Source organism: Sphingomonas crocodyli (assembly GCF_004005865.1).
Taxonomy (GTDB): Bacteria; Pseudomonadota; Alphaproteobacteria; order Sphingomonadales; family Sphingomonadaceae; genus Rhizorhabdus; species Rhizorhabdus crocodyli.
The window spans coordinates 546,905-571,119 of the sequence record NZ_SACN01000001.1 but is presented as its reverse complement, the minus strand read 5'-3'; the positions used below and the strand labels follow the sequence as shown (position 1 = coordinate 571,119).

General features: G+C 65.5%; 24 protein-coding genes. 8 read left to right on the top strand and 16 right to left on the bottom strand.

Features of this window, described 5'->3' with window-relative positions; genetic code table 11:
- The first annotated feature begins 70 nt into the window (after positions 1-70).
- Together EOD43_RS02915 and EOD43_RS02910 are read left to right on the top strand one after the other, a co-directional pair.
- Positions 71-1,867: a hypothetical protein gene (locus EOD43_RS02915; protein WP_127740932.1), complete on the top strand. Its 1,797-nt coding sequence runs from the start codon at positions 71-73 to the stop codon at positions 1,865-1,867.
- Positions 1,868-1,916: 49 nt separating this feature from the next.
- Complete coding sequence (locus tag EOD43_RS02910; protein ID WP_127740930.1) at positions 1,917-3,515, top strand: hypothetical protein; 1,599 nt, start codon at positions 1,917-1,919, stop codon at positions 3,513-3,515.
- Here EOD43_RS02910 and EOD43_RS02905 read toward each other — a convergent pair.
- From EOD43_RS02905 to EOD43_RS02895, 3 genes are read right to left on the bottom strand one after another with little or no spacing between them, the layout of a single operon-like run.
- Positions 3,443-4,177: a class I SAM-dependent methyltransferase gene (locus EOD43_RS02905; RefSeq protein WP_127740928.1), complete on the bottom strand. Its 735-nt coding sequence runs from the start codon at positions 4,175-4,177 to the stop codon at positions 3,443-3,445. The two genes, EOD43_RS02910 and EOD43_RS02905, sit on opposite strands and share 73 nt — an antisense overlap.
- Before the next feature lies 1 nt (position 4,178).
- Positions 4,179-5,144: a glycosyltransferase family 2 protein gene (locus EOD43_RS02900; RefSeq protein ID WP_240653054.1), complete on the bottom strand. Its 966-nt coding sequence runs from the start codon at positions 5,142-5,144 to the stop codon at positions 4,179-4,181.
- Positions 5,141-5,557, bottom strand: a complete 417-nt coding sequence (locus EOD43_RS02895; RefSeq protein ID WP_127740924.1) for a GtrA family protein — start codon at positions 5,555-5,557, stop codon at positions 5,141-5,143. Before EOD43_RS02895 ends, EOD43_RS02900 begins: the two co-directional genes overlap by 4 nt.
- 198 nt (positions 5,558-5,755) lie before the next feature.
- Here EOD43_RS02895 and EOD43_RS02890 point away from each other — a divergent pair, with 198 nt between their 5' ends.
- A complete protein-coding gene (locus EOD43_RS02890; protein WP_127740922.1) occupies positions 5,756-7,519 on the top strand; it encodes an AcrB/AcrD/AcrF family protein in 1,764 nt (587 codons plus the stop codon).
- 133 nt (positions 7,520-7,652) lie between these two features.
- On the opposite strand, the gene EOD43_RS02885 is transcribed toward EOD43_RS02890, so the two are convergent.
- Genes EOD43_RS02885 through EOD43_RS02870 form a run of 4 tightly spaced genes read right to left on the bottom strand, consistent with a single transcriptional unit; the run spans position 7,653 to position 9,788 of the window.
- A complete protein-coding gene (locus tag EOD43_RS02885) occupies positions 7,653-8,294 on the bottom strand; it encodes a MarC family protein (protein WP_127740920.1) in 642 nt (213 codons plus the stop codon).
- 2 nt (positions 8,295-8,296) lie between these two features.
- Entirely contained in the window at positions 8,297-9,190 is an 894-nt protein-coding gene (gene folD, locus EOD43_RS02880; RefSeq protein WP_127740918.1) for a bifunctional methylenetetrahydrofolate dehydrogenase/methenyltetrahydrofolate cyclohydrolase FolD, read from the bottom strand.
- Entirely contained in the window at positions 9,187-9,474 is a 288-nt protein-coding gene (locus EOD43_RS02875; RefSeq protein WP_206363479.1) for a DUF167 family protein, read from the bottom strand. The genes folD and EOD43_RS02875 overlap by 4 nt, the downstream gene beginning before the upstream one ends.
- 26 nt (positions 9,475-9,500) lie before the next feature.
- Positions 9,501-9,788 carry a YggT family protein gene (locus EOD43_RS02870; protein ID WP_127740916.1) on the bottom strand — a complete coding sequence of 96 codons (288 nt, stop codon included), beginning with the start codon at positions 9,786-9,788 and terminating at the stop codon, positions 9,501-9,503.
- A gap of 121 nt (positions 9,789-9,909) precedes the next feature.
- Between EOD43_RS02870 and EOD43_RS02865 the strand changes: the two genes are divergently transcribed.
- Entirely contained in the window at positions 9,910-10,266 is a 357-nt protein-coding gene (locus EOD43_RS02865; RefSeq protein ID WP_127740914.1) for a VOC family protein, read from the top strand.
- Positions 10,267-10,756: 490 nt separating this feature from the next.
- Here EOD43_RS02865 and EOD43_RS02860 read toward each other — a convergent pair whose 3' ends face one another.
- On the bottom strand, positions 10,757-11,302 hold the full coding sequence (locus EOD43_RS02860) for a group II truncated hemoglobin (protein ID WP_127740912.1): 546 nt from the start codon (positions 11,300-11,302) through the stop codon (positions 10,757-10,759).
- A gap of 146 nt (positions 11,303-11,448) precedes the next feature.
- On the opposite strand from EOD43_RS02860, the gene EOD43_RS02855 reads away from it, so the two are divergent.
- Positions 11,449-12,690 (top strand): putative DNA modification/repair radical SAM protein, encoded by a 1,242-nt coding sequence (locus tag EOD43_RS02855; protein ID WP_127740910.1) that lies wholly within the window; start codon positions 11,449-11,451, stop codon positions 12,688-12,690.
- A 7-nt stretch (positions 12,691-12,697) separates the two neighbouring features.
- Positions 12,698-14,059 carry a UdgX family uracil-DNA binding protein gene (locus EOD43_RS02850; protein WP_276318195.1) on the top strand — a complete coding sequence of 454 codons (1,362 nt, stop codon included), beginning with the start codon at positions 12,698-12,700 and terminating at the stop codon, positions 14,057-14,059.
- Positions 14,060-14,195: 136 nt separating this feature from the next.
- On the opposite strand, the gene EOD43_RS23510 is transcribed toward EOD43_RS02850, so the two are convergent.
- The 6 genes from EOD43_RS23510 to EOD43_RS02820 all read right to left on the bottom strand — a co-directional run bounded on the left by EOD43_RS23510 (position 14,196) and on the right by EOD43_RS02820 (position 19,320).
- Positions 14,196-14,369: a Thivi_2564 family membrane protein gene (locus tag EOD43_RS23510; RefSeq protein ID WP_164857061.1), complete on the bottom strand. Its 174-nt coding sequence runs from the start codon at positions 14,367-14,369 to the stop codon at positions 14,196-14,198.
- 86 nt (positions 14,370-14,455) lie between these two features.
- Positions 14,456-15,178 (bottom strand): SDR family NAD(P)-dependent oxidoreductase, encoded by a 723-nt coding sequence (locus tag EOD43_RS02845; protein ID WP_164857060.1) that lies wholly within the window; start codon positions 15,176-15,178, stop codon positions 14,456-14,458.
- A gap of 660 nt (positions 15,179-15,838) precedes the next feature.
- A complete protein-coding gene (locus tag EOD43_RS02835; RefSeq protein ID WP_127740902.1) occupies positions 15,839-16,768 on the bottom strand; it encodes an electron transfer flavoprotein subunit alpha/FixB family protein in 930 nt (309 codons plus the stop codon).
- Positions 16,765-17,514, bottom strand: coding sequence for an electron transfer flavoprotein subunit beta/FixA family protein (locus EOD43_RS02830; protein ID WP_127740900.1), 750 nt, complete (start codon positions 17,512-17,514; stop codon positions 16,765-16,767). Before EOD43_RS02830 ends, EOD43_RS02835 begins: the two co-directional genes overlap by 4 nt.
- 148 nt (positions 17,515-17,662) lie before the next feature.
- Positions 17,663-18,862 carry an ADP-forming succinate--CoA ligase subunit beta gene (gene sucC / locus EOD43_RS02825; protein WP_127740898.1) on the bottom strand — a complete coding sequence of 400 codons (1,200 nt, stop codon included), beginning with the start codon at positions 18,860-18,862 and terminating at the stop codon, positions 17,663-17,665.
- Positions 18,863-18,999: 137 nt separating this feature from the next.
- Positions 19,000-19,320, bottom strand: a complete 321-nt coding sequence (locus tag EOD43_RS02820) for a hypothetical protein (protein WP_127740896.1) — start codon at positions 19,318-19,320, stop codon at positions 19,000-19,002.
- 315 nt (positions 19,321-19,635) lie between these two features.
- Here EOD43_RS02820 and EOD43_RS02815 point away from each other — a divergent pair, with 315 nt between their 5' ends.
- A complete protein-coding gene (locus tag EOD43_RS02815) occupies positions 19,636-22,017 on the top strand; it encodes a TonB-dependent receptor (RefSeq protein WP_127740894.1) in 2,382 nt (793 codons plus the stop codon).
- A 93-nt stretch (positions 22,018-22,110) separates the two neighbouring features.
- Here EOD43_RS02815 and EOD43_RS02810 read toward each other — a convergent pair whose 3' ends face one another.
- Complete coding sequence (locus EOD43_RS02810; protein ID WP_127740892.1) at positions 22,111-22,941, bottom strand: TIGR00266 family protein; 831 nt, start codon at positions 22,939-22,941, stop codon at positions 22,111-22,113.
- 124 nt (positions 22,942-23,065) lie between these two features.
- Here EOD43_RS02810 and EOD43_RS02805 point away from each other — a divergent pair, with 124 nt between their 5' ends.
- Positions 23,066-23,593 carry a hypothetical protein gene (locus EOD43_RS02805; protein ID WP_127740890.1) on the top strand — a complete coding sequence of 176 codons (528 nt, stop codon included), beginning with the start codon at positions 23,066-23,068 and terminating at the stop codon, positions 23,591-23,593.
- Positions 23,594-23,633: 40 nt separating this feature from the next.
- Here the strand turns inward: EOD43_RS02805 and EOD43_RS02800 are convergent, their stop codons facing one another.
- Positions 23,634-24,215: an LOG family protein gene (locus tag EOD43_RS02800; RefSeq protein WP_127740888.1), complete on the bottom strand. Its 582-nt coding sequence runs from the start codon at positions 24,213-24,215 to the stop codon at positions 23,634-23,636.

Here is a 24,215-nt window from a genome sequence, read left to right as displayed (position 1 = left end):
CCTTTCCGTGACTGATCTCCCCACTTCCGTTCGTGTCGAGCGAAGTCGAGACACGGCCCCGCAAGACAACGTGTCTCGACTTCGCTCGACACGAACGGCGTGGGGAGAAGGCGCACTCGCCCTCCTCGCGCCCTGGGCGATCGCAGCCGCCGTCACGATGCTCCTCGCGTGGCAGCATGTCGTGCTGCTGCGGATGTGGGATCCCGACGATTATATGCGCCTGCTCGAAGTGCGCGACTGGCTGGCCGGGCAGAGCTGGTTCGACGTTACCCAATATCGGCTTGATCCGCCGCGCGGCTTCGCGATGCACTGGTCGCGGATCGTAGATCTGCCGATCGCGGCGCTCACCCTGCTGTTCCGTCCCTTGCTGGGCGATGTGCTGGGCGAGCGGGCCGCCCTGTGCGTCGTCCCGCTGCTGATCCTGCTCGGCATCATGGCCGCGCTGATGATCGCCACGCGCCGGGTCGGCGGGCCGGCGGCGTCATTCGCGGCGCCCCTGCTCGTCGCCTGCTGCCCGCCGATCCTGTTCCAGACGATGCCGATGCGGATCGATCATCATGGCTGGCAGACGATGATGGCGATGGCGACCGCCGCCGCCCTGCTCGACCCGCGTGCATTGCGCGGCGGCCTGCTCGCCGGGCTGGCGGCCGCGATCTGGCTGTCGGTGTCGATGGAGGGCGTGCCGATGGTCGCGGCGATATTCGGCCTCGTCATCCTGCGCTTCCTGATCGGTCGCGACGACGCCGGTCATGCCGCGCGGCTACAGGGTTTCGCCACCGCCTTTGCGGGGGGCGCCGCGCTCTGGTTCCTCGTCGCGCATCGCCTGTCGGCCTGGGGGCACACCGAATGCGACGCGATGGGGCCGGCCTGGCTGATGCTGATCGGCGGCGGCGCGCTGGGCGCGATCGTCGCCGCACGCCACCTTGCCACAGCCCCCCGCGCCGTGCGTGCCGTGCCGATCGTGATGGGCACCGCAATGGGCCTCACCGCCTTTCTCCACGTCGCGCCGCTTTGCGCCGCCGGACCGTTCGGCGCGCTCGATCCGGTGACGCGCGCCTTCTGGTACGATCATGTCGTCGAAGGGCTGCCGATCTGGCGCCAGTCGGCCGACATGCAGGGGATGATTCTCGCCTTCCCACTGATCGGGATCGCCGGCCTCGCGCTCGGCTGGTGCGCGGCGGAAACGCCCGCCGCCCGCCGCCAATGGGCAAGCCTGCTGCTGATCGCGGGCGCCGCCTTCGCGCTCTCGCTGCTGGTGCAGCGCACCTCGGCGGTCGCGCACGGCTTCGCGCTGCCGGGTGCGGCGTGGCTGCTCGCCCGCGCGCTCGATCGGGTCCGCAAATCGCATCGCCTGCTCGTCCGCGTGGTCGGATCGAGCGCGGCGATCCTCGCCGCCTCCCCGCTGACCGCCACCAGCATCGGCGGCGCGCTGATCGACGCGATCGATCCCGCTCCGGTGGCGCAGCAGGGCCAGCCGACGCCCCTCGCCTGCGCGCAGGGTTGCGACCGCTGGAGCGCGCTCGAAGCCCTGCCCGCAACCTACATCCTCTCCACGCTCGACGTCGCGCCGTCGCTGCTGGTCCACACGCATCACCGTTTCCCGGCGTCGGGCTATCATCGCAACGCCGTCCCCCTGCGCCGCACGATCACCGCCTTCACCGGCGATATCGACGCGACCCGCCGGATGATGACGGCGCAGGGCATGACCCACGTTCTGATCGACCCGGAAGCGGACGAGGCGCAGATTTACATCAAGGCCGCCCCCCACGGCCTGATGGCCCGCCTGATGGCCGGCCATCCGCCCGCCTGGCTACAGCCCGTCGCGCTGCCGGGAAGCCCGTTCCGCATGTGGCGGAAGATCGCGTAACCGCGCCGCTCCCCTTGCAGCCCGCCGCGCGCCGAAATAAGGCCGCCTGATGTTCCGATCCGCGCCGCATGCGACGCCCCCGAAGGGCTGGTGGACCAGCCCCTGGTATATCGCGGCGCTGTCGCTCGCCTGCCTGATCCCGATGATCCGGCCGCAGATCATCCCGCTCACCGACCTGCTGGGCCACATGGCCCGCTATGCGGTCGAGACGGCGTCGCCCGAATCGCCGCTTCTGTCGCGCTTCTACGGCTTCAAATGGGCGCTGATGGGCAATCTGGGCGTCGATCTGCTCATCATTCCGATGGCGAAGATCTTCGGGCTCGAACTGGGCGTGAAGCTGATCGTGATGAGCGTGCCGCCGCTCACCCTGCTCGGCTTCCTGCTGGTCGCACGCGAAGTCCACGGGCGCCTGCCCGCCACCGCCGCATTCGTCGCACCCTTCGCGTTCAGCTGGCCGTTCCAGTGGGGCTTCATCAACTACGTCTTCGCGATGGCGCTGACGCTCAACGCCTTCGCCCTGTGGCTGTGGCTGGCGCGGACGGGGCGGTTGCGGCTGCGCGCGATCCTGTTCGTGCCGATCGGCGCGATCATATGGCTCGCGCACGGCTTCGCCTGGGGCGTGCTCGGCCTGCTCGCCTTCGCGGCCGAGATCATTCGCGTGCGCGATACGGGCAAGAGCGTGTTCGCGTCACTGTGGCAGGGCAGCCTCCACTGCCTTCCGCTCGCGCCGCCGCTGCTGCTGATGGTCGCGTGGCGATCGGGCGCGGTGACGGGGGAGACGACCGACTGGTTCAACTGGGTCGCCAAATACGTCTATCTGGTCTCGTCGCTGCGCAACCACTGGATGACGCTCGACATGTACAATGTCGCGCTGCTGCTGGTGCTGATCGCCTTTGCGATGATCGGCATCGGCTTCCGCATGCGCCGCATGCTGGGCGTCGCGATGATCGTGCTGGCGATCGCTTATGTCCTGATGCCCCGCATCGTGATCGGTTCGGCTTATGCCGACATGCGCCTCGCGCCCTATCTGATCGCGATCGGGGTGATTGCGATCGTCCCGCGTTACACCGATCGGCGCGCGCTGGCCGCGACCGCTTTGATCGCGCTCGGCCTGTTCGGCTACCGCCTCTACCTCAGCACCGTCCGCTTCGACGATTTCTCGACCCGCTATGAGCAGCAGTTGAAGGCGCTCGATCATGTGAAGCAGGGGTCGCGCATCTTCGTGCTGATCGACCTGCCGTGCCTCAGCCGGTGGGAGGCGCCACGTCTGGAGCATCTCGGCGCGATCGCGGTCGTCCGCAAGGAAGCCTTCGTCAACGGGCTATGGACGATGCCGGGCGCGCAGCTCCTGTCGATCCGCTACGCCCCGGCCAAGGGCTATGCCGAGGATCCGACCCAGGTGATGCGCCCCAGGCGCTGCCGCGGCCGCACGACGCGCAGCATCGAAAGCTCGATCGCGCTCTTCCCGCACGCCGCCTTCGATTATCTGTGGCTGATCAACACCGCGCCCGAACACTGGCCCAAGGGCGATCCGAGCCTCAAGCAGATCTGGAACGGTGGCGAGCGCGGCGCGCTTTACGAGATCGAAGGCTCGGCGATCATGGCGATGGAAACGCCTAAGGGCACCCGCGCCTTCGCCACCCAGTGACGTTCGGCGCCGAAGATCGCCTTCAGCGCGGCGTTGACCGGCGCTGACGGCATCTTGTCGTCATTGCCCTCGCGCCCCAGCAATTTCCCCACGCCCCGCACCGCGACGATCAGCGGGAAGAGAAGCGTGTTGAAATGGCTGATGTGGCGCGGCTTCAACCCCGCCTCGGCGAACACTCGCTTCAGGCTCGCCTCGGTATAGCGGCGCTGGTGGTGGTGCGCGACGTCATGTGCGCTCCACAGCCACGGCGTGCCGGGCACGGTGACGAGGATGCGGCCACCGGGCGCCAGCTTGGTGCGCAGCGCCGTCAGCGCGGGCACGTCCTCCGGAATATGCTCCAGCACGTCAAAGAGGACGATCAGGTCGTAATATCCGTCCTCCAGCGGCACGCCGTGGGGCAAATAGCCGCCCTTGATCGCCAGACCGCTGCGTTCGGCGGCCAGCGCGCGGGCGCCATCGTCCGGCTCGATCGCGTCGACCGTGCCGTAACCCTGCAGCAGCGCGAGGTTCGATCCGGTGCCGCAGCCGACCTCGAGGATCTTCATCGGCTCCGCCTTCGGCCGGAACGTGTCGATCAGCGTCGCGATGATCTTGCGCCGTGCGACGAACCACCAGTGATCGGCATCGATTTCGGCCATGCGGTCATAGACGGCGCGATCCAACTCACTCTTCTCCTTCAGGCGCGCCGATGCGCTGGCGCACCACGTAAATCGGCCGATGCTTGGTCTCGACCAGGATGCGGCCGACATATTCGCCCAATATCCCCAGCGACAGCAGCTGCATGCCGCCCAGGAACAGGGTGGCGACCATCATCGATGCATAGCCCGGCGTATCGACGCCGTAGATCATCACGCGCACCAGCAGATAGAGCGCGTAGAACAGGCTGAACAAGGCGATCACCGCGCCCATATAGGACCAGACCCGCAAGGGGAGCGTCGAGGCCGAGGTGATGCCGTCGATCGCGAGCGTCCACAGCTTCCAGTAATTGAACTTGGTGGTGCCCACCGCGCGTTCGGCGCGATCATATTCGACCGCGGTCTGGCGGAAGCCGCTCCACGCGAACAGCCCCTTCATGAAGCGGTTCCGCTCGGGCATCTGGCGGATGACCTCCACCACGCGGCGATCGAGCAGGCGGAAATCGCCGGCATGTTCGGGGATCTTGTCCGCCGACAGATAATTGTGCGCGCGATAATAGAGATCGGCGGTCAGCCGCTTGGGGAAGCTGTCGGTCATCCGGTTGCGGCGGACGCCATAGACGACCTCATAACCGATGCGCCATTTGTCGAGCATCTCGCCGATCACCTCGGGCGGATCCTGCATGTCGACGTCGATCGGCACGACGGTGCGCCCGCGCGCATTGTCGAGGCCCGCCGACAGCGCAGCCTCCTTCCCGAAATTGCGCGACAGCGAGATGCCGACGACGCGCGGATCGACCTGATTGGCGGCGATCATCGCGGCCAGCGTCGCATCGGTCGAACCGTCGTCGACGAACAGGATTTCCCAATCGACCCGGCTGCCATCGGGCTCGCGCAGGCCATCGAGCACGCGGGTGACGCGCGTGACGAAGGGGACGATCGCGTCCTCTTCGTTCTTCACCGGCACGATAAGACTGATCAGGGGCAGTTTCACCCGAATACCCATATGCGATTGAGCCAGAAGACGAGCAGCGGGGTCACGAACAAGGCGAACGGATAGGGCGCCCAAATCGGCAGCCTGAAATGCTGGACGAGCAGGAACACCCAGAAGCTGTTGAGCGCGAAGCTGATCAGCGAGACGACGAAGAAGCGCGACGTCTGCCGCCACACATTGTCGCGCCGGCCATGCCCGCGAAAGCTCCACCGCGAATGGATCACATAGCCCGTCGCCGCCGCTGCCAGAAACCCGATCGTCCAGGCCAGGTTGGGATCGAGATGCGCAAGCTTCACCCCGGCGTGATACACACCGATGTTGACGAGGCTCGCGATCCCGCCGCTGATCCCATATCGGACGAGCTGACCAAGGAGTACGAGGCGTTCGGCTGAAAGGATGCCCGCGCTGCGCATGTGCTCCGCGCTCTTCCACAAAAGCGTCCGCGCCTCAAGCGGGCGCGAGGCGAATAGCTCCCACCGTCATCCCCGCGAAGGCGGGGACCCATCCAGTCTCTCCGCATGTAATGGCTCTGGATAGGCCCCCGCCTTCGCGGGGGTGACGATGGAGGGTCTTGGCTCTACGGTCGCGCCGTCACAGCATCAGGGGTATCGGTGGAAGATCGGATCATCGCGTTCGTCGAGCGGCATTGGCGGCGGACATTCTGGCTGATGTTCGCGGGCACGATCATCTACATGCTGATCTACAAATGGCCGGCCATCCGCGTGCTGGGGCTGGGCGACACCGATGACAATATGCGGCTGGCGCAGGTGCAGGCATGGCTCAACGGACAGGGCTGGTTCGATCTGCGCCAGCACAAGCTCGATCCGCCGGCCGGCGCCAGCATCCATTGGACCCGGATCGTCGATCTGCCGATCGCGGTGCTGCTGTTCCTGTCGCGGCAGGTGACCGACAATTTCACCTCGCTGCGCTTCGCGACCACGGTGGCGCCGATGCTTGCCTTCGGGGCGACCCTGTGGGCGCTGATCCTCGCGAGCCGCCGGCTGATCGCCCCGCTCGCTTACCCGCTCGCCTTCGCGATGCTGCTGTGCGCGCAGACCGCGATGTTCATGTGGTTCCCGCTGCGCGTCGATCATCATGGCTGGCAGCTGGCGATGCTGATGCTCGCGCTCGCAGGGCTTGCCGATCCGGTCGGCAAGCGCGGCGGCGTCACCGTCGCGGCGGCGACCGTGGTGTCGCTGGGCATCGGGCTGGAACTGCTGCCGTCGATGGCGATGGCGGGCGCGGCGACGGTGCTGCGCTGGATCTGGGACCGGGCCGAGGCCGATCGGATGCGCGGCTATGCGCTCGTGCTGGCGGGCGGCTCCGCGCTCATCTTCGCGGGCTTCGCCTCCACCGACAATCGCCTGGCCGTGTGCGACGCCTTCTCGCCCGTCTATCTCACCGCGATGCTGCTCGCGGGCGCTTTGCTGTTCGCCCTCTCCTACGCCCGCGTCGAAAGCCGCGTGCTGCGTCTGGCGCTTGCGGGCGTCGCGGCGGGCGCGGTGGCCGGCGTCTATGCCGGCGCCTTCCCGCAATGCCTGGGCCGCCCCGAACATCTCTCGCCCGAACTCGAAAAGCTGTGGTTCAGCCATGTGCGCGAGGTGCGCCCGCTCCATACCAAGGCGTGGCGCGACGCGATGAACATCGCCGCCCTCCCCGTCTTCGGCGCGCTGGGCGCGATCGTCGCCGCGTGGCGCGCGCGCGGGCAGGCGACCGCCCCCGCCTGGGCGACGATCGCCTTGCTCAGCGTCTTTTCCACCGCCTGCATGTTCTGGCAGTCGCGCTACGGCCCGCAGGCGCAGATGCTGGGCGTGTTCGGCGCGACCGCGCTCGCATGGCCGATCATGAGCCGGCTGTTGAATGCGAAGTCGAGCATCGTCCGCGTGCTGGGGCCGACGGCGGCCTTCCTCGCCGTCTCCGGCCTTGGCGTCGAATATGTCACGACGCACTGGCCCAAGTCCGAAAAGCCCGCGAAGAAGAAGGCCGTCGATCGCAGCGTCCGCTGCCCCCGCATCGCCTATCTGCGCGAACTGGGTGCGTTCAAGCCGACCGTGATCCTCACCCATGTCGATCTCGGCCCGCGCCTGATCGCGATGACCGGCCACAGCGCGATCGCCGGCCCCTATCACCGCAACCAGCAGGCGATCCTCGACGTCCACCACGCCTTCCGCGAAAAGTCGCCCGAAGTCGCGCACGACGTGATGAAGCGCCACGGCGCGACGATGCTGCTCGTCTGCCCCGGCATGGCCGAAACGACGCTCTACGACAAAGGCGGCTTCTACCGTCAGCTGATGAAGGATCAGGTGCCGAGCTGGCTGGAGCGGGTCGAACTTCCGGCCAACTCGCCCTACCGGCTGTGGAAACTGGTGAACTAAAAATCAGATCCTCCCCTGGAAGGGGAGGGGGACCATGCGCAGCATGGTGGAGGGGTAGTTAGCCGGCAGCGGACCGCTCGTGGCGAATACCCCTCCACCGCTTCGCGGTCCCCCTCCCCCTCCGGGGGAGGATTTAGGACAGGTGAAAGGCCTTCGTGATCCCGTCGATCACGAACTGCACCGCCAGCGCCGCCAGCAGCACGCCCAATATGCGGGTGATCATCGCCTCCAGCTTCGGCCCCAGCACGCGCATGATCGCGCCCGCGGCCAGCAGCGCCGCCAGCATCAGCGCCAGCACCGCCAGCAGCGCCACGATCACCACCACCGACTGTTCGACGCCATTGCTGCGCGACACCAGCAGCATCGTCGTCGCGATCGATCCCGGCCCCGCAATCATCGGGATCGCCATCGGGAAGACCGAGATATCTTCGATCTCGCGATGCTCCTCGGCCGCCTTCTTGCTGATCTCCTCGGCGCGGCCCTCGCGCCGCTCGGTGCGCTTTTCGAACACCATTTCGAGCGCGATCAGGAACAGCATCACGCCGCCCGCGATGCGGAAGGCATCGAGGCTGATGCCCAAAGTCGACAGCAATTTCTCGCCGATCAGCGCGAACAGCAGCAGGACGACGCCCGCGATCGTCGTGGCGCGGATCGCCATCGCGCGCCGCTGCCGATCGCTCGCGCCCGGCGTCAGGCTGGCGAAGATCGGCGCGCAGCCGGGCGGATCGATCACCACGAACAGGGTCACGAAGGCCGAGAGGAAGAGAGCGATCATCGTCAGATCGCGCCCTTCTCATAAGGCACGCCCGCCAGCCGGTGCGCGGCGACCAACGTGTTGCGCAGCAGGACCGCGATCGTCATCGGGCCGACCCCGCCCGGAACCGGCGTGATCGCGCCCGCGACCTCCACCGCTTCCGCAAAGTCGACATCGCCGACCAGCTTGGTCTTGCCCGGCCCTGCACCCGGCACGCGGTTGATGCCGACGTCGATCACGATCGCGCCCGGCTTGATCCAGTCGCCCTTCACCATTTCCGGCCGCCCCACCGCCGCCACGACGATATCGGCGCGGCGCACGACTTCAGGCAGATTCGCGGTGCGGCTGTGCGCGACGGTGACGGTGCAATTTTCGGCGAGCAGCAGCTGCGCCATCGGCTTGCCGACGATGTTCGATCGGCCGATCACCACCGCATCCTTGCCCGAAAGATCGCCCAGCCGATCCTTGAGCAGCATCACGCAGCCCAGCGGCGTGCACGGCACATAGCCCGCCATGCCGGTCGAAAGCCGCCCGACATTGACGACGTGGAAGCCATCGACATCCTTGTCGGGATCGATCGCGGCCAGCACCGCGCTCTCGTCGATCTGCCTGGGCAGCGGAAGCTGGACGAGGATGCCGTCCACGCTCGGATCGGCGTTCAACTGATGGACCAGCGCGATCAGCGCGTCCTGCGACGTATCTGCGGGCAGGCGATGTTCGAAGCTTTCCATGCCCGCTTCGATCGTCATCTTGTGCTTGTTGCGCACATAGACCTGGCTCGCCGGATCTTCGCCGACCAGCACGACCGCGAGGCCCGGCGCGCGGCCCGCCTTGGCGCGGAAGGCGGGCACCATCGCCGCCACCTTCGCGCGCAGGTCGCCTGCGAACGCCTTGCCGTCGATAATCTGCGCCGTCATGCCTTACCCCTGATGAGTTCGTCGATGGCGGCGCCCAATGCGGTCGCGTCGCCCCTGATATGCAGCCTCTTTAGCCGTGCTGTGGCCCCGGCCGCCAGTGTCACGTCGCTTTTTCGAAGGCCGAGCGCCTTGGCGAGCAGCGCGACCAGCGCCTCGTTCGCCGCGCCGTCGCTGGGGGCCGCGGCCAGCCGGACCGACAGCCAGTCGCGCCCGTCGGCATCGCTCGCAACCCCCTCGATCGTATCGCGCCCACCGCGCGGACGCGCACGGACGGCCAGGATCACGCCGTCCGCATGTGCGCTCCAGACCGTCAGATCAGCGGCGCGCCAGTGTGGATGCCGACAAGGATCTTTTCGAGGATGATGATCAGGATCAGCACCACCAGCGGCGACAGATCGAGCGCGCCGAAATCGGGCAAGATCTTGCGGATCGGCTTGTACAGCGGCTCGGTCAGCCGATCGAGCGCGTAGAGGAACTGGCGGACGAAATCGTTGTAGGTGTTGATGACGTTGAACGCCACCAGCCACGAAATGATTGCCTGAACGATGATGATCATCTTCAGGATGCCGAGCAGGAAAAGAACTATGCTGATAATCATGTGCGAAAGAACCTCTGCGACCGTCCTAGCCGATTGATACGGTGCGACGCAACGAGCGCCGCATGCGCTTCGTTCCGGCGCCGATCCGGGATAAGGTCGGCTGACAGATAGGAGCCCGCCGATGCTGCGCAAGGTCGCCTTCACGCTCTACATGGTTTCGGACATGGCCGCCGCACGCGGATTCTACGAAGGCGTGCTGGGTCTGGAAAGCGGTGCAGGGGCGGCGTCGCCCTGGGTCGAATATGATCTGCCGGGCGGCGGCTGCTTCGCGATCACCACGGTGATGCCGGTATCCCCGCATCCGGCGTCGGGCGCGATGATCGCGTTCGAAGTCAACGATCTCGACGCCACGATCGCCGACGTCCGCGCGAAGGGCGGCCGGATCGCCGAGGGCGAGATCGTCAAAGGCCCGCACTGCCGCATGATCAACGTGTTCGACCCCGACGGCAACACGATGATCCTGCACCAGCTGGACTAGGTACGCCCCCAAGCGACCGCTTCCGGCGCGTGGGCTGACCGGCTGACATGGGGTAGCTAGCTGCCGGCGCGTTTTCTTGCTCGGCTGCGTTGTCTAGCCTTCGTCGCACTTTCGGCCTGCGCGTATTCGGGCGGCAAGAATAGCTTTACTTGTTGGTCAAACCGCCTGTCACTTCGAATGCCAAACGCTCGAAAAAGACGATAACCACGCCAACAAGCGAAAGCCGTCCAGATTACCCCCGTGACAATTGCGACAATCCAACCTGCGGCGGCAGCGCCCTCGTTAAGTCGTGATTGAAGTAAGCCCATAACCGCTAAGGGTAGGATGCCGAAAAATGGCGTTGCAGGTCGAGCGCGTGTCGATTGATCATGGTCAACGAAGCGGCGTATTCTTAGATAAAGCTGACGGCTCATCGAACGAACGTGCCACGATCAGCTGATGGCAGCAATTGCGGCGAACGCAGCCACGCCGCACTTGATAAGCCGTTGACCTAAGCCACCGACTCCGCCTGCTCCCGCGCCGCGGCGTCCACGCTCACCGCGCGGTTGATCATCCCGCGCACCATCATGTCGAGCCGCTCGACCATCAAAGCGGCCAAACTCTCGTCGATGTCGGGCTGGCCGCCGATCGCGCGGGTCATCGCGTCGATCCACTGGCCGGCGGTCGCGGGATCGATCGCGAGACTGCGGTGGAGCGACATCACGCAGCTGCCGCCCGGCCGATCCTCGCGAAACCAGTCGCGCGGCCCGCCGCACCATCCGGTCAGGAAGCGGGCGAGCGAACGGCGCACCGGCCCCAGATCGGACGCGTGCATCGCGCGCAGCTCGGCAAAAGACGGGTCATGTTCGACCAGATCGTAGAAGCGATCGATGATCGCCTCGATCACCGCCGCCCCGCCCAGCGCCTGATAGGGCGTCGCAAAGGACGCGGCGGTGGCGGGGCGCGACGGTGTCGAGGCGATCCGGGCATTGGGAGGTGAAGCGGACCCCGGACGACCCGGCACTGGCACGCCGTGTGTGACGATAACGTCGGTCATGCGCCTGATCCTTCCAAGCTCCGCTTCTGGACCACAGCTTTGGCGCGCCGCCCGGTGATTCGCTTTGACCGACGTCAAACCCGGCCCGGCGCGATCGATTGATCTGGATCATTGCCACCGCGCCAAGGCGAACATAAAAAGAACAAATGGCGCAGCTCGATACACGGCAAAAACTCGAAATCCTCGCCGACGCGGCCAAATATGATGCGTCCTGCGCGTCTTCCGGCACGGCGAAGCGCGATTCGGCCGGCAAGGCGAAGGGGATCGGATCGACCGAGGGGATGGGCATCTGCCACGCTTATGCCCCCGACGGCCGCTGCATCTCGCTGCTCAAGATCCTGCTGACCAACAGCTGCATCTTCGACTGCCACTATTGCATCAACCGCAAGAGTTCGAACGTCCGCCGCGCGCGCTTCACCGCGAAGGAGGTGGTCGATCTCACCCTCGCTTTCTATCGGCGCAATTATATCGAGGGGCTGTTTCTCTCCTCGGGCATCATCCGCTCCTCCGACTACACGATGGAGCAGCTGGTCGAGGTCGCGCGGAGCCTGCGCGAGGATCATCAGTTTCGCGGCTATATCCACCTCAAGACGATCCCCGATGCCGATCCCCGGCTGATCGAGGCCGCCGGCCGCCACGCCGATCGCCTGTCGATCAATGTCGAGCTGCCGACCGACCCCGGCCTCGCCCGCCTCGCCCCCGAAAAGTCCGCGTCGGGCATCCGCGCCGCAATGGGCGGCATGAAGGCCGCGATCGAGGACGGGCATGATGCGAAGAAACGCTATCGCTCGGCCCCCGCCTTCGCCCCCGCCGGCCAGTCGACCCAGATGATCGTCGGCGCCGATGCGGCGAACGACAGCGACATCGTCCGCACCGCCGCCACGCTCTACGATCGCTATGCGCTGCGCCGGGTCTATTATTCGGCGTTCAGCCCGATCCCCGATGCCTCCGCCGTCCTGCCGCTCAGCCGCCCGCCCCTGATGCGCGAGCATCGGCTCTACCAGTCGGACTGGCTGATGCGATTCTACGGCTACAAGCCCGCCGAGGTCGCCGCCGCCACCGACGATGCCGGCATGCTCCCGCTCGATATCGACCCCAAGCTCGCCTGGGCGCTCAAATATCGCGACGCCTTCCCGCTGGACGTCAACCGCGCCCCGCGCGAGGCTTTGCTGCGCGTCCCCGGCCTTGGCGTGAAGGCGGTCGACGCGATCCTCGTCTCGCGCAAATGGCGCCGGCTGTCGCTCGCCGATGTAGGACGCCTCACCGTCTCGATCGCCAAGATCCGCCCCTTCATCGTCGCGTCCGACTGGCGCCCCACCGCCCTGATCGACCGCCTCGACCTCAAGCCCCGCATCAAGCGCGAGCAACTGGAGCTGTTCGCGGCCTGACCTATTCATCCTCCCCCGCCCCGACGACATCGACGCCTGGCGCGACGCCGCCCGCGCGCTCGCGATGGCCGATGTCGCGCCCGCCGACATCGTCTGGCGGGTCGAAGGCGAAGGCGGCGACCTGTTCGGCACCGCCGCCACCCCGCGCCCCACGCCGACCGCGCCCGCCTTCGCCGTCCCGCGCCGCTTCGTCGATCTCGCGCAGAGCGTGATCCTGCATCGCGATCCCGAACGCTTCGCCTTGCTCTACACGATGCTCTGCCGGCTGAAGGACGATCCCGCGCGCATCGACGACGAATCCGATCCGCTGCGCCGCCGGCTCGATCTGCTCGCCAAGGAGGTGCGCCGCGACATCCACAAGATGCGCGCCTTCGTCCGCTTCCGCGAAGTCGAGGATGCCGACGGCGAGCGTTTCGTCGCCTTTTTCGAGCCGGAGCATCACATCGTCCGCGCGAACGCCGGCTTCTTCCTGCACCGCTTCGCGACGATGCGCTGGTCGATCCTGACCCCCGAACTCTCGATCCACTGGGACGGCACGACGCTCACCGAAGCCCCCGGCGCCACCCGCGCCGATGCGCCGGGCGACGATCCGGTCGAGGCCTTATGGAAGGGCTATTACGCCTCGATCTTCAATCCCGCGCGGCTGAAGGTCGACATGATGGTGAAGGAAATGCCCCGCCGATACTGGGCCAACATGCCCGAAACCGCCTTGATCCCCGGCCTGATCGCCGGCGCCCGCGCCCGCGAGATCGCGATGGTCGAACATACCGCCCCCCGCGGCGACGGCGCGACGGCGTGGGAAAAACTGCGCGAGGAAGCGTCGCACTGCACCCGCTGCCCGCTACACAAATGCGCGACGCAGACCGTGTTCGGCGAAGGCCCGATCGATGCCGATCTGATGTTCGTCGGCGAACAGCCCGGCGATCAGGAAGACCTTGCCGGCAAGCCGTTCGTCGGCCCCGCCGGCCAATTGTTCGATCGCGCGATGGCCGACGCCGGGGTCGATCGCGCACGCGCCTACGTCACCAACGCGGTCAAGCATTTCAAATATGAGCAGCGTGGCAAGCGCCGCATCCATTCGAAGCCCAATGCGGGCGAGGTGAAGGCGTGCCGCTGGTGGATCGATCAGGAACGCCGGATCGTGCGGCCGAAGCGGATCATCCTGCTCGGCACCACCGCAGTCCATTCGCTGACCGGCAAGGCGCAGAGCCTCGTCTCGGTCCGCGACCGCGTGCTGGATGTCGGCGACGGCGCCACCGCCCGCGCGACCGTCCACCCCAGCTACCTCCTCCGCCTCCCCGACCGCGAACAGGCCGAAGTCGAATACGCGCGCTTTGTTGAGGATTTGGCGGCAGCCGCCCGCCTCTAGATCCTCCCCCGGAGGGGGAGGGGGACCGCTGAAAGCGGTGGAGGGGTATTCGCCGCAAGCAGATCGCTGCCGGCCAATACCCCTCCGTCAGGCTACGCCTGCCACCTCCCCCGCCGGGGGAGGACCAACTTCTAGGTTAAATCCCCACGCCCGCCAGCAGGCCGAATGCCTGGAGCAGATAGAGGATCACGACGATCACCACGACGGCATTCAGGATGCTTTTGATCTTGCCGTCCATCGGGATGTAGTTGTTCACGAGCCACAACAGCACGCCGACGATGATCAATACGATAATGATGTGAATCAGCATTAAGGGCCTCCTGCGAACCTGGGGTCTGGATGCCCCTGTTGTTGCGTTCGAACCCGTTACGCCCCGTTATTGTTCCGTAACCGTCTCTACCAAGGCAATTCCTGTCCCTCGACGTCGCTGATGAAGCGTCCCGTCGGTGGCGCGGGATCGAGCGCGAGGCGCACGATCGGGGCCGCACCCTCGGCGGTCGACTTGGTCCCCTGATACTGGCTGACCGCGCTGTTGACGTAGCCGGGGCTGATCACGTTGACCGCAATCCTGTCGGCCTTCAGCGCCTGCGCCAGCTGCACGCTGATCGAATGCATCACCGATTTCGACGTCGCATAGCCCAGCGGAATCCGCCCCTCGAAGCCCGGCGCCGGATTGCCGAGCCACGCCAGACTCCCCGCCCCGCTGCCCACCATGATGATCTGCGCCGTCTCCCCTTTGCGCAGCAGCGGCAGTGCGAGTTGCGACATGCGCAGCGGCCCGATCGCATTGTTCTCGATCGCCGCGCGCAGGGCATCGAGATCGGCGACATGCGCCGCACCGCCGCCGAAGGTCGCGCCCGCATTGTTGATCAGCAGGTCGAGCTTGCCGTGCGCCGCCTCGATCGCGGCGACGGCGGCCACCATGCTCGCCTCGTCGGTCACATCGATCCGCACCGGCCGGATATCGCCCTCACCGGCAAGGTCAGCCGCCGCCTTCTTGCCCTTATCGGCATCGCGGCTCGCCAGCCACACGACATGCCCCGCCTTGGCCAGAGCGCGCACCACCTCATGCCCGATCCCGACATTCCCGCCGGTCACTAGCGCCACCCGCTCCGCCATCATCGCTCTCCTGCTTTTCGTTACGGAGACTGTGCCCGGATTTGCGATCAAACGGGAGCGATAAAATTATAGCATGCTAAAGTAAATATGGGCGTGAGGAGGCTACTCTACCCGCCGTATGTGCCCCTGCGCCGCCAACGGCAATCCGCAGCTACGCTCGATATTTGTGTTAACTTGCACCATCAATGGCCGATACGCGTCTAGTTTGGATGCGGGCAATGGCGGCCCCATTTTCCCCATACCATTGGAATAGTGCCAGCTCTTTCCATCGTAAAAGATCTGCACCGAAGCTATCTGACCCTCTCCGTAGAACCACATGTAGGAAGTGGTCACGACCTTCCCTCGATAAGGCGCGATTTGAAAAGATTCGCTCCGATCCGTGCTGTAGGAGATCGCGCCTATGCCGGTCGTCGCCCTGAGTGCGGAGTCCACGCATTTCACATCGATGTGGGGAAAATCAGCATCCGTACGAATACCCGATATATGGTCGCAGCCTGATAGTATCAAAGCGGCTAACCCGGCAGATATCGAATAGAGTGTGCGCGTGCCCATCAGGGGAGATCACACATCTCCGTAGCCGGCCGCAAGTCGCCTCCGGACAAAAGAAAAGGGCGGCCGACCCGATGGTCGACCGCCCCTGTCTCTTCGCCGAAGCTATGTTCAGAGCTTGCCGGTCAGTTCCGGCACGACCTTGAACAGATCGCCGACCAGGCCGATGTCCGCGACCTGGAAGATCGGGGCTTCTTCGTCCTTGTTGATCGCGATGATCGTCTTGGAGTCCTTCATGCCGGCGAGGTGCTGGATCGCACCCGAAATGCCGACCGCGATATAGACTTCCGGGGCGACGATCTTGCCGGTCTGGCCGACCTGATAGTCGTTCGGGACATAGCCCGCGTCGACCGCGGCGCGCGACGCGCCGACCGCGGCGCCGAGCTTGTCGGCGAGCGGCTCGATGACCGTGTGGAAGTTTTCCGAGTTCTGCAGCGCGCGGCCGCCCGACACGATGATCTTCGCGCTGGTCAGTTCCGGGCGCTCCGACTTCGAGATTTCGGCGCCGACGAAGCTCGAAAGCCCCGCATCGCCCGGACCCGAAGCGGCTTCGACCGAACCCGAACCGCCCTCACGCGCCGCCTTTTCGAAGGCGGTGCCGCGCACCGTGATCACCTTCTTCGCGTCCGACGACTGGACGGTCGCGATCGCGTTGCCCGCATAGGTCGGGCGGGTGAAGGTGTCGGCGCTCTCGACCGAGAGGATGTCCGAAATCTGCATCACGTCGAGCAGGGCGGCGACGCGCGGCGCGATATTCTTGCCGTTGGCGGTCGCGGGTGCCACGAACGCGTCGTAACCGGCCATCAGGCCCGCGATCATCGGCGCGACGTTCTCGGGGAGAACGTGATCATAAGCCGCGTCGTCGGCGGCCAGCGCCTTCGAAACGCCGGCGATCTTCGCGGCGGCGGCGGCGACGTCGCCCACGCCCGAACCCGCGACGATCACATGGACGTCACCCAGCTTGGCGGCGGCGGTGACGGCGGACAGGGTGGCGTCCTTGATGGCGCCGGTGTCGTGTTCGACCCAAACGAGGCTCGTCATGCCGCAACTCCCATCGCCTTCAGCTTCGCGACGAGTTCGTCGACGTCAGCAACCTTGATACCGGCCGAGCGCTTCGGCGGCTCGGCGACCTTGAGCGTCTTGAGGCGCGGCGCAACGTCCACGCCGTAATCGGCGGGGGTCTTCTGCGCGAGCGGCTTCGACTTCGCCTTCATGATGTTCGGCAGCGACGCATAACGCGGCTCGTTCAGACGCAGGTCGGTGGTGACGATCGCGGGGGTCTTGAGCGAGACGGTCTCGAGACCGCCGTCGACTTCGCGGGTCACGGTCACGGTGTCGCCCGCAACTTCGACCTTCGACGCGAAGGTGCCCTGCGGACGGCCGATCAGCGCCGCGAGCATCTGGCCCGTCTGGTTGCTGTCGTCATCGATCGCCTGCTTGCCCAGGATGACGAGGCCGGGGGCCTCTTCCTCGACGATCTTCTGCAGGATCTTGGCGACGCCCAGCGGCTCGACCTCGGTTTCGCTGACGACCAGGATCGCGCGGTCCGCGCCCATCGCCAGCGCGGTGCGCAGCGTTTCCTGGGCCTTCTGCTCGCCGATCGAAACGGCGACGATCTCGGTGACCACGCCCTTTTCCTTCAGGCGGATCGCTTCTTCGACCGCGATCTCGTCGAACGGGTTCATCGACATCTTGACGTTGGTCAGGTCGACGCCGGTGCCGTCCATCTTGACGCGCGGCTTGACGTTATAATCGATCACCCGCTTGACGGGTACCAGGACCTTCATTTCCCACTTCTCCTATACGCATCGTCATGCCGTTCCCCGGCATTCCGGTCGGGCGCGGCTCCCACGCACCGTCCCGAAGCCGCGGCCCTGCGGGGGTTCCCATCAAAGTAGTACTTTGATGGGCGCCCGAGCCGCGGCGACGAGAGGATCACGCGGCCTTGCGAACCTCGGCCACGATCTTCTTGGCGGCGTCGCCCAGATCGTCTGCGGGGACGATGGCGAGGCCCGACTTGGCAAGGATGTCCTTGCCCTGCTGCACGTTGGTGCCTTCGAGGCGGACGACCAGCGGAACCGAAAGGTTCACTTCCTTGGCGGCCGCGACGATGCCCTCGGCGATGATGTCGCACTTCATGATGCCGCCGAAGATGTTGACCAGGATGCCCTTCACCGCCGGATCGGCGAGAATGATCTTGAAGGCCGAGGTCACCTTCTCCTTGCTCGCGCCGCCGCCGACGTCGAGGAAGTTGGCGGGGAATTCGCCGTTCAGCTTGATGATGTCCATCGTGGCCATCGCCAGGCCCGCGCCGTTCACCATGCAGCCGATGTTACCGTCGAGCTTGATGTAGGCGAGGTCGTACTTCGACGCTTCGATTTCGGCCGGATCCTCTTCGGTCTCGTCGCGCAGCGCGAAGACGTCGGGGTGGCGATACAGCGCGTTCGAATCGAAGCTGACCTTGGCGTCGAGCACGAACAGCTTGCCGTCCGTGGTCTCGACCAGCGGGTTGACCTCCAGCATCGACATGTCGGTCGCGACGAACGCCTTGTACAGTTGCTCGGCCATCTTGACGGCCTGCTTGTTCAGGTCGCCCTGCAGCTTCAGCGCGAACGCCACGGCGCGGCCGTGGTGCGGCATGAAGCCTTCGGCCGGATCGATCACGATCGTGGTGATCTTTTCGGGCGTGTCGTGCGCGACGGTTTCGATGTCCATGCCGCCCTCGGTCGACACGATCATCGCGATGCGGCCGGTCTTACGGTCGACCAGCATCGAGAAATAATATTCCTTCGCGATGTCCGCACCGTCGGTGATGTACAGGCGGTTCACCTGCTTGCCGGCTTCGCCCGTCTGGATGGTGACGAGGGTGTTGCCGAGCATGTCGGTGGCGTTCGCGCGGACTTCGTCCAGCGTCTTGGACAGGCGGACGCCGCCCTTGGCGTCGGGGCCGAGTTCCTTGAACTTGCCCTTACCGCGGCCGCCAGCGTGGATCTGCGCCTTCACCACATAAAGCGGCCCAGGCAGCTTCTTGGCGGCTTCGACCGCCTCTTCAACCGTCAGCGCCGCAAAGCCTGCGGGCACCGCCGCGCCGAATTTCGCGAGCAGTTCCTTGGCCTGATATTCATGGATGTTCATGTCGTGAGGATCCCCGAGTCCGAAGAAATCTGGGGCGCTAAAGCATAGTCGCGCGGCGAAGGAAACCCCTGGATGGCGAAGAGGTGCCGCAGCGCGTCAAAATAGAGTTAGCTCTTTGGCAAATTTTGACCCATAGGTCAGAAAGCAATCGAGCAGCCGATCCCCGCTTTCAGGACCACGGCGGTGATCTCCGGATCGTTCAGCCCGCGCAGGCGATGGGCGATTTCATCGATGCTCATCGCGTTGACATCCTTGCGCGCCAGCCCGCTCAGCGACTGGAGCCGCTTGAGCTGCGCCAGCGACAATCGATCGACCAGCCGCTCGGCCATGCAGCTTGCGACCGGCGGCTTCACCCCCGCCTCGATCAGTTTCGCGCGCACCTTGGCTTCGGGCGAAACGGTGGTGCACGCGGCGAGCGCGAGCAAAGCGAGCGGCACGAGGCGGGCGAAACGGGTCATTCCACGGCACTAGGCACGCACGCCTTGCCTCAAGCTGAACATTCCGCCCCACCCCATCCTCCCCCGCCAGGGGGAGGTGTCAGCGCAGCTGACGGAGGGGGAGGACACGATCGTCAGAAGTTGGCCGCAACCTCCCCCTCCGTCGCCTCCGGCGCCACCTCCCCCTGGCGGGGGAGGATGAAGACCGCGAACGCAATCAACCAAAAATGATTGTCACGATCCGGAAATGATTCCTTCGCTGCGGCGCAACACGCTCCCGTTAACCGCCGCGGCGAACCGCCGATCAGGGCGGGTGAATATCAGGGAAGCACAGCCATGATCCAGCAACGTCGCATCGTCGCGGCCGCCGCCTCGCGCCTCATCCTCGCCGCCATGATCGCCGCGCCCGCCGCTGCGATGGCGCAGGTGCCGTCCACCGCCCCGATCGCAGACGATGCCGCGGGCATGGACGCCGGCAGCGGCCTGGCCGACATCGTCGTGACCGCCGAAAAGCGCCCCACCAGCCTGCAGAAGACCCCGATCTCGATCTCGGTCTTCCGCAATGAGGATCTGGCCAACCGCCACGTCACTTCGCTGCTCGACATGGGCGACGGCGCGATCCCCTCGCTCAAGGTCGCGCCCTTCTATTCGCGCAATTCGGCGCTGATCGTGAACATCCGCGGCATCGGCGTCCTCTCCGACGGTAACCAGCCCGCGCGCGATCAGGGCGTCGGCGTCTATATCGACGGCGTCTATCTGGGCCGCGCGCAAGGGTTGGGCACCGCCCTGTTCGATATCGAGAATATCGAGGTGCTGAAGGGTCCGCAGGGCACGTTGTTCGGCCGCAACACCGAAGGCGGCGCGGTCAACATCACCACCAAGAAGCCGACCGGCGAGTTCCACGTCAACGCCACCGGCGGCTATGGCAATTTCGGCCATTACAAGGGCGAGGTTCACGTCGATCTGCCCGCCTTCGCCAATATCGCGGTCAAGCTCGACGGCGTCGTCGCGCATCGCGATCCGCTGGTGAAGAACCCGCTGTCGGGCGCCGAAGGCTTCAACCAGTATGACAAGCGCGGTCTGCACGCCGAAGCCCTGTGGAAGCCCACGCCGGAGTTCAGCGCCGATTATTCGTTCGACACGTCGAAGGACGAATCGACCCCGCTCTACCTGAACCTCATCTCGCCCGGCACGAATCGTCAGGCCGCAATCGCCACGATCCAGCCCGATCGCGTTCGCACCGCCAATGTCGGCGTTCCGCAGCAGATCAACGTCGGCAAGGTCCACGGCCATCGCCTGACGTTCGAATATCAGGTTGCGCCGCAGATCACGCTCAAGTCGATCAGTTCGTATCGCAAGCTCACCCAGGACCAGCTCGACAATGGTTCGGCCGCGTCGAGCATGTCGAACGCGACCGGCAACTTCCTCAACTTCGGCTTCGCGCGCTACAGCCTGGCCTATTTCGCGCAGAACCAGCGCAGCCAGGAATTCCAGGTGATCGGCTCGCTCGATCGCGTGAAGTTCGTCGCCGGCGCGCTCTATTATCGCGAGCATGTTCGCGACAACGCGCAGGCCTATAACACCGTCGCCTTCACCAATGCGGCCGGCTCGGCCACCACCGTCACCCCCCTCGTCCGCAGCGCCCAGCGGATCGACCGCGCCAGCCATGTGACGACCAAGAGCATCGGCGCCTTCGGTCAGGCGACCTGGACGCCGAACCTGATGGACGATCGCCTCCACCTGACCGGCGGCCTGCGCTGGACGAAGGACAGCAAGCATGGCGCGCTGGAAATCGTGAACGGCCTGCTGCCGGTCGATCGCAATGGCGTCTCGGCCGAAATCGGGCTGGACGCCAGCTGGTCGCGCGTCGATCCGATGGTCAACCTCGCCTTCGACGTGACCGACGATGTCCACGCCTACGGCAAATGGTCGACCGGCTATAAATCGGGCGGCGCGAACTCACGCTCGCAGGAATATGATCCGTTCAATCCCGAATCGGTGTCGATCTTCGAAATCGGGCTGAAGAGCGAGTTCTTCGATCGCCACGCCCGCTTCAACATCGCCGGCTATCTGGGCACCTACAAGGATATCCAGGTCGATTTCAGCCGCCCCTACGAAACCGGCGGCATCCGCCAGACGCGCACCACCACCTCGACGATCAACGCGCCGGGCAACGGCGATCTGCGCGGCGTCGAGGCCGAACTGACCGTCCTGCCCGTCGAAGGCCTCACCCTCTCGGCCTCCTACGCCTATCAATATGTGAAGATCCCGGCGACGGTGAACCCCTATCCGAACGCACAAGGCGTGGTCAGCACGATCGCGGTGCCGATCTACCAGACCTATACGCCGCGCCATTCGGCCAGCGGCTCGATCGACTACGAACTGCCGATGAACGGCTATGCGATCCGCGCGCATATCGACGGCAATTATGACGGCGGCTTCTATTCGAACGGCAATGACCCGGTCTATCTGGGGCCGAACAACCCCGCCAACGTCCGCCAGCCGAAGGGCGAGAAGGCGTTCATCGTCAACGGCCGCCTCGCGATCGCCGATATCGAAATGCCGGGCTCGGACGCGCTCGTCACGGTCGCGCTCTGGTCGCGCAACCTCTTCAACGAACAGCACCTCTTCTACAAATCGCTCAGCCCCCAATCGGGCGTCAGCGGCTTCTTCAACGAACCCCGCACCTTCGGCGGCGAAATCAACGTGAAGTTCTGAACTGTCCCGTCACCCCCGCGAAGGCGGGGGCCCATCCAGTCTCTCCGCATATGACGGCACTGGATGGGTCCCCGCCTGCGCGGGGAAGACGTCTTACCTGTTACCCCCGATAAAATCGCCGAGCCCGCCGAGCACCGAACCTTCACCCCGATTCTGCCCGCCGCCCATCGCCGCGGCCATCATCCGCCCGGCCAGCCGCGCGAAGGGCAGCGACTGGACCCACACCTTCCCCGGCCCGCGCAGCCGCGCGAAGAAGGCGCCTTCGCCGCCGAACAGCATCGATTTCACGCCGCCCGCCGCGATCAGATCGAAATCGACCGACGGCGTGAACGCCGCGATGCAGCCCGTGTCGACGTGCAGCTCCTCGCCCGGCGCCAGTTCGCGCTCGATCACCGTGCCGCCCATCTGCACGAACACCCATCCGTCGCCGTCCAGCTTCTGCATGATGAAGCCTTCGCCGCCGAACAGCCCGGTCATGATCCGCCGCTGGAACGCGATGCCGATCGACACGCCCTTGGCCGCGCACAGGAACGAATCCTTCTGGCAAATGAGCGTCCCGCCCACCTGATCGAGCCGGATCGGCAGGATCGACCCCGGCGTCGGCGACGCAAACGCCACCCGCGCCTTGCCCGATCCGTTGTGGGTGAAGACCGTCGTGAACAGGCTCTCGCCCGTCACCAGCCTTCTCCCCGCCCCCAGCAACTTGTCCATGAACCCGCCGCCGGCCCCGCCCGATCCATCGCCGAACACGGTCGTCATGCCCACGGCCGCATCCTTCCACACGAGCGCGCCTGCCTCCGCGACCGCGCTCTCGCCCGGATCCAGCTCGATCTCGACGAACTGCAGCTCCTGCCCCTTGATCTCGAAGTCGATATCATCGGCCATGCCGCTGCTGCGATGATGGCTCCACGGACCGTTCGTCATGGGAATCTCCTTGGGGATTTTGGGGTGAGCCTAACCTACTTCGCCGATCGCGCGACAACTTCTCGATGCTTGCCGTTTTGTTTTCGCTATGGTGCGCGGCAGGGCACATCCGAAGGGGGCGAGGATGGCGAAAGGGCTATGGCTTGCGGGGGCGTTGGCCCCGTTGTTGATCGCAGCGCAAAAGCCGGCGACTGATGCCGCGCCGGTCGCGCCGACGCAGCAGATTACAGTCGGCGATTGGGTGGTCACGCCCTCCAAGAAGTGGGCCGTTGCATCCACCAAGAATCCTTCGGGCTCAGCCTTTGGCGTCATGTGCGGGCCGGTCTGCTTTGCGTTCCTGAATCCGCAGAAAGCCTGCGACAAAGGCGCTTCCTATCCGGCGATGATGAACTCGAAAGCCGGGGCTGTTCTACTCGAATTGAAATGCGACATCGTCGATGGCGATCATTTTCTGACGATGCCGCTCAACGATGTGCTGATCGATACGTTCGAAATGGGCGGCGACGTGCGGTTCGCCATTCCTACATCGACGGGGACGTTCAACATCTCGAAATTCTCGCTGATCGGCGCGCTGACCGCTACGTCCAACATCGCGAAGCTGACGGAACAACCGGAAGACAACGGCCCCGATCCGAAGAAATTTTCGCTCTAAACCGCCCCCCCATTCATTAGGGGTAGGATATATACGAACGTCACCGCTCCAGCTTCTCGATCCACTTCCCCAGCGCCGGCGGCTCGTAAGCGCGCATCGCCGCGATCAGCGCGGTCGGTTCGTCGCCCGTCACCAGCATGCCGCGATGCTCGGGCTTGACAAAACCCGTCTCCACCAGCCGATCGAGGAACACCGCCAGCGGATCGTAAAAGCCGCCCACGTTCATCAGCGCGAACGGCTTGGCGTGATCGCCCAGCTGCCCCCAGGTCCAGATTTCGAACAATTCCTCCAGCGTGCCGATCCCGCCGGGCAGCGCCACGAAGCCATCCGACAGATCGGCCATCATCGCCTTGCGCGTGTGCATCGAATCCACCACGCGCAGCTCGGTCAGCCCCTTATGGCCGACCTCCTTGTCGAACAGGCCCTGCGGGATCACGCCGATCGCCTCGCCCCCGGCCGCCATCGCGCTGTCGGCGACGATCCCCATCAGCCCCACGCGCCCGCCGCCATAGACGAGGCCCATGCCCGCTTCCGCGATCGCGCGGCCCAGCGCCCGCGCAGCCTCCGCATAAGCCGGATCGTTGCCCGGGCTCGATCCGCAAAAAACGCACAACCGCTTCAT

Bases quoted from the DNA above. Each gene is read 5' to 3' on its own strand.
- EOD43_RS02910 (WP_127740930.1), top strand. From the start codon at position 1,917: ATGTTCCGATCCGCGCCGCATGCGACGCCCCCGAAGGGCTGGTGGACC.
- EOD43_RS02895 (WP_127740924.1), bottom strand. From the start codon at position 5,557: ATGCGCAGCGCGGGCATCCTTTCAGCCGAACGCCTCGTACTCCTTGGT.
- EOD43_RS02885 (WP_127740920.1), bottom strand. From the start codon at position 8,294: ATGATCGCTCTCTTCCTCTCGGCCTTCGTGACCCTGTTCGTGGTGATC.
- folD (WP_127740918.1), bottom strand. From the start codon at position 9,190: ATGACGGCGCAGATTATCGACGGCAAGGCGTTCGCAGGCGACCTGCGC.
- EOD43_RS02870 (WP_127740916.1), bottom strand. From the start codon at position 9,788: ATGATTATCAGCATAGTTCTTTTCCTGCTCGGCATCCTGAAGATGATC.
- EOD43_RS02865 (WP_127740914.1), top strand. From the start codon at position 9,910: ATGCTGCGCAAGGTCGCCTTCACGCTCTACATGGTTTCGGACATGGCC.
- EOD43_RS02860 (WP_127740912.1), bottom strand. From the start codon at position 11,302: ATGACCGACGTTATCGTCACACACGGCGTGCCAGTGCCGGGTCGTCCG.
- EOD43_RS02855 (WP_127740910.1), top strand. From the start codon at position 11,449: ATGGCGCAGCTCGATACACGGCAAAAACTCGAAATCCTCGCCGACGCG.
- EOD43_RS23510 (WP_164857061.1), bottom strand. From the start codon at position 14,369: ATGCTGATTCACATCATTATCGTATTGATCATCGTCGGCGTGCTGTTG.
- EOD43_RS02845 (WP_164857060.1), bottom strand. From the start codon at position 15,178: ATGGCGGAGCGGGTGGCGCTAGTGACCGGCGGGAATGTCGGGATCGGG.
- EOD43_RS02835 (WP_127740902.1), bottom strand. From the start codon at position 16,768: ATGACGAGCCTCGTTTGGGTCGAACACGACACCGGCGCCATCAAGGAC.
- EOD43_RS02830 (WP_127740900.1), bottom strand. From the start codon at position 17,514: ATGAAGGTCCTGGTACCCGTCAAGCGGGTGATCGATTATAACGTCAAG.
- sucC (WP_127740898.1), bottom strand. From the start codon at position 18,862: ATGAACATCCATGAATATCAGGCCAAGGAACTGCTCGCGAAATTCGGC.
- EOD43_RS02820 (WP_127740896.1), bottom strand. From the start codon at position 19,320: ATGACCCGTTTCGCCCGCCTCGTGCCGCTCGCTTTGCTCGCGCTCGCC.
- EOD43_RS02815 (WP_127740894.1), top strand. From the start codon at position 19,636: ATGATCCAGCAACGTCGCATCGTCGCGGCCGCCGCCTCGCGCCTCATC.
- EOD43_RS02810 (WP_127740892.1), bottom strand. From the start codon at position 22,941: ATGACGAACGGTCCGTGGAGCCATCATCGCAGCAGCGGCATGGCCGAT.
- EOD43_RS02805 (WP_127740890.1), top strand. From the start codon at position 23,066: ATGGCGAAAGGGCTATGGCTTGCGGGGGCGTTGGCCCCGTTGTTGATC.
- EOD43_RS02800 (WP_127740888.1), bottom strand. From the start codon at position 24,215: ATGAAGCGGTTGTGCGTTTTTTGCGGATCGAGCCCGGGCAACGATCCG.